The following is a 10,932-nucleotide window of genomic DNA, read 5'->3' on the forward strand; positions in this document are numbered from 1 at the left end:
CGAGAAAAAGATTTGGTTTTAAAACACCAAACCAAGTATATTTACATAAATTGATAAATCAGCAAAAAGTTGCATTTATGACTTGAATCCGCCTTTCTTTTAAAAATTAAATTCTTAAAAACAATTATTCTCTCCTCAACAACCTAAATGTTTTATATATTTGTTTTTGTACATGGTAAACAATCAAGCGATAATAGTAACGGAGCTACTTTTGATTATAGGAAGTATTTAAGACAAAAAGAAAAAAATTATGGAAAAATGGAATGAATTATGTTTTATACTATCAGAGAGTGTTTCTATTAACGCATCTGAACAAATTTTTGAACTTAAAGTTATTCAAGCATTTGAGAAATTAGGCTGGAGTCATTTTAAAAAAGAAATTTCAGTTAGAGAAAGTATACAAATTGGTTCTTCGAACAGAATTACACCCGACTTAATAATAAAGTCAAACGGAGCTAATTTGTTTGTCATTGAAGTTAAAAAACTATCCATAGATTTAAAAAATCCGGACCATCAATTCCAGCTTTCCTCGTACATGCGCATGTTAAGGTTAAATTTTGGTATTCTTATTGGAAATGAAATCAAAATATTTATTGATGGCTCTTTGGTTGGTACAAACCAATTCGAATTATTAGAAACAATTTCTTTTAAAAAAGACAATCCACAAGGTTTAAAATTTATCAATCTTTTTCAAAAAGAAACATTTAGTCAAGCAAATATTGAAAAATATATTCAAGAAAAAATTGAGACTATAAAGGATAACCAAGTAATTGACCACTTAAGAAAAGAAATTTCTACTTCTGAATATTGTGAATTTTTGAAAAACAAATTGAAGGACAAACTTTTGAATGATTACAATGAAAATATTGTAGAAAAAGTATTAGAAGATTTTAAGGTTAAAATTTATAATTCCTCACAAATTCAAATAGAAGCGCAGCATACAATTTATTTGCAAAGTCCGCGAAATAGTTCCGAGAATTACGATGGAACTTCAAAAGAAATGGAATTAGCAAAAATTTACAAAAAGGTTCCAGTTTGGTTTAATAAACTAGATCAAAAAAACAGCCAAATTTTATTAAATTATTTAAAATTAAGAGCACAAAAAACTCCAGTCACGTTTTTTGAACTTGAAAAAGCATGTGAAAGAATTGAGAATTTTAGAAGTAGCTATCAAGCGATGAAAACTATTAGCGAACGAAACAATGCAAAAGTATTTGATGAAGTTGGCAAAATTATTTCTTTATGGGAACCAGGAAAAGATTTCGTTGAAAAAGAATACGAGAAATATTTGCAAAGACAAAACTTATAGAAATTTCCTGATTTATCACATACAAATTAATTTTTTTCTTGCTCTCATAAATTTTTAAATATATTTTGAAAGTCCCTTTCTTTTTGAAATAAATCTGCTTTTTTGGAAAAGAGTTTATGTAAACCCCCTTTCATCAACTCTTTATCAACCAAAATATTTCAAACCTTTATAAATTAATTACTTATCAAAATGACTACACTTACTGTAAACATAAAAGACGTTTCTAAAATTTCAATCATCAAAAAGATATTGAAAGCTTTTGATGTGGAAGTAATCGAGCAAAACAATGAAATTACTAATCCTGAGATAATTGAAAGACTTGAAAAACACCAAAATAATTTTCAAAATCCTGCCTACAGGGAAGAACGCTACTCCAAAGTTGACACCAAAAATATATGGACAGATTTTCAATAGAAATAAGCAAAGAAGCACTTGCTGATTTGTTGAAAATTAAAAAATCTGGAAAAAAAAGGATGTCTCAAAAATTAAAAAAATATTTTTAGAACTCGAAATACATCCTGCAACTGGAATTGGCAAACCCGAGAAATTAAGATACAAAGAGGTCAACATTTGGTCTAGACAAATCAACAAAAAAGACCGATTGATTTATGAAATCATCGACCATGAAGAAGTAGTGGCTATTATCATTTCTGCTTTAGGACTTTATAATAATAAATAAGCTACTACTCATTTAATAATTTAAGTAGACCCTTTATGAACCCAGGGTTTTTTTGTTAAAAACAATCTCGTTACTTATACTCGAAGTAACAATAAATACAAATTTTACACTTCATAATTAAACCTTTCTACTTATTTGACATCTTAGAGGAAGTCAAATATTTCAACTATGCTAAAATCCTACTGTATTCTGCTTTTTTTAATCTGTTCTGTATTCGCCAATGCCCAAGAAAAATACACGATAAAAGGTAAAATACTAGGAGCTAACGATAAATTCCCTCTAGAATCAGCGACTGTTTATTTGACAACTGTTAAAGATTCTACTATGCTAGAATATACACTAACTGATAAAAATGGAGATTTTATATTCACTGCAAAAAAGCAAGACAAACCTGTTTTCTTGAAAGTTACTTATATGGGATTTGAAAATTACAAACAGGAGTTAAAAGAAATTAACGGCAATAGAGAATTTAAAACTATATCACTTTTAGAATCTGCAAATATGCTTCTAGGAGTAACTATTATCGGGGAACAACCTCCTATTAGGGTTAAAAATGACACTATCGAATTTAAGGCATCAGCATTTAAAGTTCGTCCTGATTCAAATGTTGAAACTTTATTAAAACAACTTCCTGGATTTGAAGTTGATAGTGATGGCAAAATAACGGTAAATGGAAAAGACGTAAATCAAGTATTAGTGAACGGAAAACCATTTTTTGACCGTGATGGCACTATGGCTTTAAAAAATTTACCCGCTGAAATTATAAATAAAATTCAGGTTTCTGATTTTAAAACAAAAAAAGAAGAATATTCTAAATCAGAATCTACTTCAGAGAATTCAAGTATCAATATTACAATAGATAAAGAAAAAAATAAAGGCTATTTTGGTAAATTTTTAGGCGGATACGGGACTAACGAGCGTTACGAGTCGAGTTTTATTGTTAATTTATTTAATAATAATAGAAAAATTAGTGTTTTAGGGTCATCTAATAATATCAATGCTCCAGGTTTTTCAATGGATGAAGTTTTCGATAATATGGGTGGTGGTAGAAATAATAGGGGTGGAACAACTGGTGGTGTTGGTAGAGGTATAACGCAATCTAATTTATTAGGGGTCAACTATTCTGATGAATGGACTAAGGGTTTACAAGCCTCAGGAAATTATAATTTTTCAAACACAGAAACTGAAAATTTATATAAATCTAAAACCATCAATTTTTTGCCAACAGGAAATTTTATTTCGGAATCACAATCAAAATCCAATAATGAAAATACAAGTAATAAAGCAGGATTTGAGTTAGAATATAAAGCCATCCCAAGTATTAGAATTTTTGCGTCTCCAAAATTTTCAACTAACACATCTAATAATTCATCAGAATCAGAAAGTAGTTCTAAAGAGGAAAATGGCACTTTAAAAAATGACTCTAAGTCTAAATCGAGTAATCAATACGAATCAAACAACTTTGGCAATTCAATCAATTTCAATAAGTCATTTGATAAAAAAGCGAGAAATTTAAGTGTTGTTTTAAATAATAATAACACAAAATCGAGTTCGACTGGATTTATTAAATCAGAGACTATTTATTACGCCACACAAACTAGTGATAAACGCGATTTGAATAACATTTCTGAAAACAGTAATGATTCCTACTCTGCAGAAATTGAATATACTGAGCCCGTTTCTGATTCTATTCGCTTTAAAATAGGAATGGAATACAATTATCGCAACAATAGCAATGATGTGAAAAATTATAATTTTAATCCATTAAATCAAGAATATTCAGATCTCAACGAACTGCAATCTAATTATACCTCATCCACTCAAAATAGCATTACACCAAAGGCTGGAATCCGTTTTGAAAAAAATAAAGTTAATGTAGATATTAACTCATCGTCTTCAATTGTTCAATACGACAATCATTCTAATTACTTAAATCAGGCAACTAATCTCAATAAAAAATATATTTTACCTAATATAAGTACTCAAATTAGATATAATATTGAGCGTTCTAAGTCGCTTACTACACGATATAATTATTCAGTTTCATTGCCATCATCAAATCAGTTACTGCCTATTGTCAATCTTTCTAACCCATTAAACACTATTACAGGAAATCCTGACTTAAAGCCAAATGAAAAGCATAGCGCTAATATTAATTATAGAAATTTTGACTTTCGTAGTCGTACAGGCTATAACATTTATGTGAATGGTGATTTTTTTAGTAGTGAAATAATTTCATCATCCATTTATGATATTAATAGAAAACGAACCAAAACTTATGAAAACATTTCTGGAACTTATACTATTTCTGGTGGAGGAAGTTGGAATAAATCCATTAAACAAGAATCGAATTTATTGAGATTCGGAATTTCTTTAAATGCTAATTTTTCAACATCTAAAGGTTTTACTGACGGCGTATTATTTGATGCAACCTCTACTGGTATTAGTCCAAGACTTTACCTTAATTATGATTATGCCGAAATGTTTACCGTTACACCATCCTATAATTTTTCCTATAATGAAACACAATATCAAAATTACTTAGTAAAATCTAACTCAAATGTTGTGCATAGATTTAATATCCAAACTACTAGTTATTGGCCTATAAACTGGACTTGGGGAAATGATTTTGGTTATACCTATAATTCAAGGCTTTCCTCTGATTTTAAGAAGGATTTTTATTTATGGAACACCAGTTTATCATACAGCTTTTTTAATAAAAATTTTATTGCTAAAGTTAAAGTGTATGATTTATTAAATCAAAACCAAAGTTCTAGTAGGACTATATCAGCTACAACTATTCGCGATGACGAAAACACCATTTTAAAACGCTACGGAATGTTCTCGTTAACATATAAGATTCAGAATTTCTCAGGAATGAAAAATCCTCCAGGCAGCAGAAATAATAGAGGTGGTGGAAATCGTGGAATGAATTACGATGGATAAAAATAATTGATTTGTAAAGTTATACCGCTAAGTACTTTTTTTGAAAGGGCTTAGCGGTCTTGTTAAATGCAATATCAGATCAAATTATTTTCAATAGTTTTTTCAGTTTGCTGCACTATTTTATAAATTAGTAACAGATCGTTTGTTACCTTCTTTTTTGTGCAAAAAAACGTTTCATTAAATCAGCAGCTTCTTCGGGCAGCACTCCACTTACTACTTTCGTGCGAGGATGTAATTGAGTTCTCATTTTTACAAATCCGCGATTTTCATCGCTAGCACCATAAACAATTTTAGAAATCTGACTCCAATACAAAGCGCCAGCACACATTTGGCAAGGTTCTAATGTAACATATAATGTGCAACCTATTAGGTATTTTCCACCCAGAAAATTAGCCGCCGCGGTGATTGATTGCATTTCGGCGTGAGCAGTCACATCATGCAGTAATTCCGTTAGATTGTGACTTCTAGCAATTACTTTATTGTCGATTACAATTAAGGCTCCCACAGGTATTTCGCCTTTTTCAAAAGCTAATTCTGCTTCTTGCAACGCTTTTTTCATAAAGTATTCATCAGAAAATAAATTTATCATAAGCAATAAAAAAGAGTTAAGGCAGGAGTATTTTTTGTTAGGAAACAAAAATAAGAATTCAATTCGTACATTTGCTTTATGTCAACAAATTTACTTTCAAAAATAAATTCTCCCTCTGATTTACGCCTATTAGAAGAGAGTCAACTTCCTCAACTAGCGCAAGAATTACGCAATTTTATTATAGATATTGTATCTGTAAAGGAAGGCCATTTAGGCGCTAGTTTAGGAGTAATAGAGCTTACCATAGCTTTGCATTATGTATTTGATACACCATGTGATTTATTAGTTTGGGACGTAGGCCATCAAGCGTACGGACATAAAATAATAACAGGAAGAAGAGACGTTTTTCATACTAACAGGCAATTGGGCGGTATTTCGGGTTTTCCAAAAAGGAGTGAAAGCGATTATGATGCTTTTGGCGTGGGCCACTCCTCTACTTCTATTTCTGCAGCATTAGGAATGGCCATTGCATCTAATTTGAAAGGTGATTATAACAAACATCATATTGCAGTAATAGGCGATGCTTCTATTGCTTCAGGAATGGCTTTTGAAGGATTGAATCATGCAGGAGTTACCGATGCCAACTTGTTAGTGATTTTAAATGATAATGCCATAGGAATTGACCCAAGCGTTGGCGCATTAAAAAAATATCTTACCGCTGTAAAAGAAGGCAAGAATCCAAGGCAAAATAATATGATAAAGTCATTGAATATTGATTATTCAGGGCCAATTGACGGGAATGATATATTTGCCGTAATCAAAGAATTAAAACGATTACAAGAAATAAAAGGACCTAAATTCCTGCATATCATTACAAAAAAAGGAAAAGGATTAAAACAAGCGGAAGAAGATCAAGTAAAATACCACGCTCCAGGAAAATTTGATGCTAATACTGGAGAAATACTTAAAAAATCAGAGGAAAATTTGCCTCGAAAATTCCAAGATGTTTTTGGTTTAACCATTTTAGATTTGGCTAAAAAAAACAAAAACATCATTGGCATTACACCCGCAATGCCTTCAGGGAGTTCACTGAATTTGATGATTAATGAATTTCCTGATCGCGCTTTTGATGTGGGAATTGCCGAACAACATGCTGTCACTTTAGCAGCTGGAATGGCAACCCAGGGAATGATTGTTTATTGCAATATTTATTCAACGTTTTTACAAAGAGCTTATGATCAAGTTATACATGATGTAGCCTTACAAAATTTACCTGTCATATTTTGTTTAGACAGAGCTGGTTTAGTGGGAGAAGATGGTGCTACACATCACGGCGTATTTGATATTGCTTATATGCGTTGCATTCCTAATATGATGATTTATTCTCCTAAAGATGAAATAGCATTACAAAATATTTTATACACGGTACAACTTGGATTACATAGTCCTATTGCCATTAGATATCCTAGAGGTCGCGGCTTTATTGCAAATTGGCAATCTGATTTTTTTGGGAAATATCAAGAAGTACAATTGGGTAAAAGCACTTGTATTAAAGAGGGTTTAAATGCTGCCGTTTTATCTAATGGAACTGTAGCAAATAATGTTACATTGGCTATTGAGCTTCTCAAACATCCCGAAAATATTGCGCATTATGATTTTGCTTTTGTGAAACCTTTGGATGAAGAACAGTTGCATTTTATATTTACAAACTTCAAAACAATTATCACCATTGAGGATGGAGCTGTAAAAGGTGGTTTTGGAAGTGCTGTAGTAGAATTTAAGTCGTTTCATAATTATGATTCGCAAGTAATTATTCTTGGAATTCCTGATGCGTTTATTGAACAAGGAAATGTAGCTGAATTACAACAATATTGTAAAATTGACGTTAAAAGTATTGAAAAACTTTTTTCAAAGTATTAAAATAATTATTTTGCCAACTTTAATATAAATACATCATTATGAAATTATTATCGCACTTGTTTTTGTTTGTAACCTTGACTATATCATTTAATTGCTTTTCACAAGAGATGCCCACAGCCTATTTAAATGATACTCTTCAGCCTGCAATCACAAAATTAGTGGCGGTAAAACCAATGAATATTAAATTAAAAATAAGAACAAAAACTCATTATCTCCCTTTAACGTATTGGAGTAACAAAAATACTTTAGGATTAGACATCTCTGAAGTGGCATTTGTAAATTGGAATGCGGGAGGTACCAGTTCAATTTCGGGACTGCTTAAAGGTAAATTTGTTAGAAATTATACAAGATTAAATTTAAATTGGTCTAATGAATTAATTTTTAGATATGGCGTCAATAAACAAGATGGCAAAGATGTAAAGAAAACAGATGATCAGTTTCAATTTAATTCAACTTTTGGTTACCGAAATAATCCAACTTCAAATTGGTTTCATTCCGCTAAATTCAATTTTAATACTCAGTTTACTAATGGTTATGCCTATCCTAATACGAGTAAGGCTATTTCAAAACCATTTGCACCAGCTTATATGTTTGCAGGAATGGGTGCCGAAAACATTAACAAAGAAAAAAATAGAACCTTTTATATCTCTCCATTTACATTTAAAACTACCTTAGTATTAGACCAGAGACTTGCTAATCAAGGAGCTTTTGGAGTTCAGAGAGCTATTTATGATAAAGACAAAAATTTAATTTCAGAAGGGAAACAGTCAAAAACTGAATTTGGTTTTCTTATAACGAATAAATACAAAAAAGAAATTCTTAAAAATATTATTTTAGAAAATCGATTGAGTTTATATTCCGATTATATAAATCGTTTTGGAAATATAGATGTGAATTGCGATCTTCAGATAGAACTTCGTGTTAACCAATATGTTAAAGCCAACATTGGGGCTCATGTAATATATGATGACGATATCAAATCGAAACAAGAAGTTGCAGGAATTCAAGTAACTGAAGGCCCAAAAACACAAGTAAGACAAGCAATAGGTGTTGGACTGGAATATGTGTTTTAGAAAGTCTTTGTAGCAAAAAGTATTACTATTTATCAATTATCTGAGCGAAGATTGATTGTCACTATAACTTCGCTCAGTCTAAAAAATATATAAATGTGAAGATAAATTTTTAGAAAATAGATATTCGCTTATTCTGATGATGAAATCGTAGCAATATAGTAATCTTATCAGCCCCGTTTTAAATCTCCTTTTGTATTACAATTAAAACTAATTTTTTACCGCAGTTATTGTTTTATATAGAAGTAGTGCATTGCCATCAGTAAGCATAGATACAAAATGACAAATATGTAATAATCTTTCATATAAATTATCTTTTTCAATATGTCTTTTCTCTGGTAGTAATTTCAAGATAAGCGCATCATAATTAGATTCATTTCCGTCGTACTTATTGTTGTAAGCGTTTATAAATTTATCTAAAAGTGTTTGTATGATTTGGTATCCCACGATCTCTTTCTCAATTACTTCCCTACTTTGATAAATATTATCAACACTAATTTTGATAATATCGTCCATTTGAACTTTGTATTTACTTCTATCCATTAAGGCGTAAGGAAATTTTCCATTTAAGATAGCCTCTTCATTTTCTACAAAAACTTTTACAGCATCATTGATTAAGCTGCCTATTGCTAAAGCGCGTAAGTAACTAATTCTATCTTCTTTAGTAGTGAGTATTTGGTATTTAGAAGTATCAATACTATCTCGTACTAATTTAATCAAATATTCTAATGCAAAATCCTCTGATACTAGACCTAAATTTATTCCGTCTTCAAAATCAATAATGGTATAACAAATATCATCGGCAGCTTCCACCAAATAAGCAAGTGGATGTCTCTCAAATCCAATGTAATTTTCAGGTTTATTAGAAATTAAACCCATATCAACTGCTACTTCTTCAAAGAAATTTTTATCTGCTTGAAAGAAACCGTACTTTTTATCGGCAATGTTACTTGTTGGTTTTTTTGGTAAACTTTCTTTGGGATATTTCATAAATGCACCAAGCACGGCATAGGTCAATCTAACGCTCCCTTCTATTCCAGGACGTGAACTTGTTAGCACTGAAAATCCATTAGCATTGCCTTCAAAATCAATCAAATCTTGCCACTCCTTATCAGTAATATGCTGCTTGTATTGCTTTCCGTTTCCTATTGAAAAATATTCGCCAATGGCTTTTTCACCTGAATGTCCAAAAGGTGGATTTCCAATATCATGCGCTAATGAAGCCGCAGCGACTATGGCTCCAAAATCATTCATGTGGAAACCATGAACTTCCTTAAGATACGGATATTTTTCAATAATTTTTTTTCCAACTAATCTCCCAATAGATCGACCCACCACTGAAACCTCTAAGCTGTGCGTTAATCGAGTGTGTACAAAATCAGTTTTTGACAGTGGAATCACTTGAGTTTTATCTTGCAAACTTCTGAAAGCCGCCGAAAAAACAATACGATCATAATCAACTTCAAAACCTAGTCGTGTGTCGTCTTGTTCTACACGCAATCTTTTGCCTTTGTCTCCTTGTCTTCTTAATGATAAAAGTTGTTCCCAGTTCATTTCTCCTTGATGTTTTATTCTAAAATTAAAGCAGCGAATATAAAGAAAAACAAACCAGTTAAAATAAAAAAAAGCCGCCAAAATTGGCAGCCGTTTTTAAATGAAATTCTGTAATTTAATATTTACAATTTCATTACTGAAATATATTTGTGTTTGTCCACAACATACGTTACCGATAATGTATCGTGCCAACCTCTTAAATTTGCAGATAAAAAGGAAAATGGATCTAATGGAATCATACGCACTAAAGTTCTGATAACAATGTTTTTTATCTTTGGTTTAGTACCATTGTGCTTTACCACCATTGTTTTAGTAAAATATTTACCAAAAGTTCTAGAAAAATAGAATTCCATAATGAGATAATAAAAGAATAAAACTACCAACCCAAATAGTACGTTTTCAGTTAAAGACAAGGTAACGATCCATTCTGACATTTTATAATTTTCTGTTATTTCTCCTATTATGTTTATTGCAGCACCGATACCAACAGTAAACATGTAAACCACAAATAAATCTATGATAAAGTTAAGAAAGCGTTGTCCTTTTGATGCTATTAAATCATCGGTAATCATAAACTCTTTAATTTCCATTTTTTTGGTTTTTTATTTTGCAATACAACAGTTTATTAAACCGCTTTCCCAAATATACTGAATTAATACTGTTTTGCGTAGTTATTGGATGGCAATCGTAATAAAACTGAGTCATTATTGAGTACTTGAAAGAGAGAAGTAGGGGAAGAAATTCGAGTTATATCGTTTAAATCAGTTATCAATTCTTTCAAATATTCTTATTCTTATAAAATGTCACATGAATGTTTTTTTTCAAACTTTATAGTTTAGCCCCCGATAAGTTCGGAGTGTTATTTTAAATTTCAAACTTATATATTTGAAACATGAAATACAAGAAATGGACTTTAGATCAGAAG

Annotated in this window: 9 protein-coding genes; 6 read left to right on the forward strand and 3 right to left on the reverse strand. The window is 30.8% G+C overall.

Annotated features, from left to right (window positions below):
* The first annotated feature begins 250 nt into the window (after positions 1-250).
* The 4 genes from RCH18_RS15520 (at position 251) to RCH18_RS15530 (ending at position 4,934) form a co-directional block, all read left to right on the forward strand.
* Positions 251-1,309 carry a hypothetical protein gene (locus tag RCH18_RS15520; RefSeq protein WP_326937687.1) on the forward strand — a complete coding sequence of 353 codons (1,059 nt, stop codon included), beginning with the start codon at positions 251-253 and terminating at the stop codon, positions 1,307-1,309.
* Positions 1,310-1,498: 189 nt separating this feature from the next.
* Positions 1,499-1,723: a hypothetical protein gene (locus tag RCH18_RS15525; RefSeq protein WP_326937688.1), complete on the forward strand. Its 225-nt coding sequence runs from the start codon at positions 1,499-1,501 to the stop codon at positions 1,721-1,723.
* 43 nt (positions 1,724-1,766) lie between these two features.
* Complete coding sequence (locus RCH18_RS16170; protein WP_442788174.1) at positions 1,767-1,988, forward strand: type II toxin-antitoxin system YoeB family toxin; 222 nt, start codon at positions 1,767-1,769, stop codon at positions 1,986-1,988.
* 168 nt (positions 1,989-2,156) lie between these two features.
* Positions 2,157-4,934 carry an outer membrane beta-barrel protein gene (locus RCH18_RS15530; RefSeq protein ID WP_326937689.1) on the forward strand — a complete coding sequence of 926 codons (2,778 nt, stop codon included), beginning with the start codon at positions 2,157-2,159 and terminating at the stop codon, positions 4,932-4,934.
* Between the two features lie 145 nt (positions 4,935-5,079).
* On the opposite strand, the gene RCH18_RS15535 is transcribed toward RCH18_RS15530, so the two are convergent.
* Complete coding sequence (locus tag RCH18_RS15535) at positions 5,080-5,523, reverse strand: nucleoside deaminase (protein WP_326937690.1); 444 nt, start codon at positions 5,521-5,523, stop codon at positions 5,080-5,082.
* A 78-nt stretch (positions 5,524-5,601) separates the two neighbouring features.
* Here RCH18_RS15535 and RCH18_RS15540 point away from each other — a divergent pair, with 78 nt between their 5' ends.
* Both RCH18_RS15540 and RCH18_RS15545 read left to right on the forward strand, forming a co-directional pair.
* Positions 5,602-7,383: a 1-deoxy-D-xylulose-5-phosphate synthase gene (locus RCH18_RS15540; protein WP_326937691.1), complete on the forward strand. Its 1,782-nt coding sequence runs from the start codon at positions 5,602-5,604 to the stop codon at positions 7,381-7,383.
* Positions 7,384-7,421: 38 nt separating this feature from the next.
* Complete coding sequence (locus tag RCH18_RS15545) at positions 7,422-8,456, forward strand: DUF3078 domain-containing protein (protein WP_326937692.1); 1,035 nt, start codon at positions 7,422-7,424, stop codon at positions 8,454-8,456.
* Positions 8,457-8,663: 207 nt separating this feature from the next.
* Here the strand turns inward: RCH18_RS15545 and RCH18_RS15550 are convergent, their stop codons facing one another.
* Together RCH18_RS15550 and RCH18_RS15555 are read right to left on the reverse strand one after the other, a co-directional pair.
* The gene (locus RCH18_RS15550) at positions 8,664-10,007 is read right to left on the reverse strand and encodes a deoxyguanosinetriphosphate triphosphohydrolase (protein ID WP_326937693.1); all 1,344 of its coding nucleotides are present in this window, start codon (positions 10,005-10,007) and stop codon (positions 8,664-8,666) included.
* A gap of 122 nt (positions 10,008-10,129) precedes the next feature.
* Positions 10,130-10,597 (reverse strand): RDD family protein, encoded by a 468-nt coding sequence (locus RCH18_RS15555; protein ID WP_326937694.1) that lies wholly within the window; start codon positions 10,595-10,597, stop codon positions 10,130-10,132.
* Positions 10,598-10,932 lie beyond the last annotated feature (335 nt).

It is taken from the genome of Flavobacterium sp. PL11, from assembly GCF_035985025.1.
GTDB lineage: Bacteria > Bacteroidota > Bacteroidia > Flavobacteriales > Flavobacteriaceae > Flavobacterium.

What these genes read in the sequence shown, in the direction of transcription:
- RCH18_RS15550 (WP_326937693.1), bottom strand. Translation starts at nt 10,007, where the DNA reads ATGAACTGGGAACAACTTTTATCATTAAGAAGACAAGGAGACAAAGGC.
- RCH18_RS15555 (WP_326937694.1), bottom strand. Translation starts at nt 10,597, where the DNA reads ATGGAAATTAAAGAGTTTATGATTACCGATGATTTAATAGCATCAAAA.
- RCH18_RS15545 (WP_326937692.1), top strand. Translation starts at nt 7,422, where the DNA reads ATGAAATTATTATCGCACTTGTTTTTGTTTGTAACCTTGACTATATCA.
- RCH18_RS15540 (WP_326937691.1), top strand. Translation starts at nt 5,602, where the DNA reads ATGTCAACAAATTTACTTTCAAAAATAAATTCTCCCTCTGATTTACGC.
- RCH18_RS15525 (WP_326937688.1), top strand. Translation starts at nt 1,499, where the DNA reads ATGACTACACTTACTGTAAACATAAAAGACGTTTCTAAAATTTCAATC.
- RCH18_RS15530 (WP_326937689.1), top strand. Translation starts at nt 2,157, where the DNA reads ATGCTAAAATCCTACTGTATTCTGCTTTTTTTAATCTGTTCTGTATTC.
- RCH18_RS15520 (WP_326937687.1), top strand. Translation starts at nt 251, where the DNA reads ATGGAAAAATGGAATGAATTATGTTTTATACTATCAGAGAGTGTTTCT.
- RCH18_RS15535 (WP_326937690.1), bottom strand. Translation starts at nt 5,523, where the DNA reads ATGATAAATTTATTTTCTGATGAATACTTTATGAAAAAAGCGTTGCAA.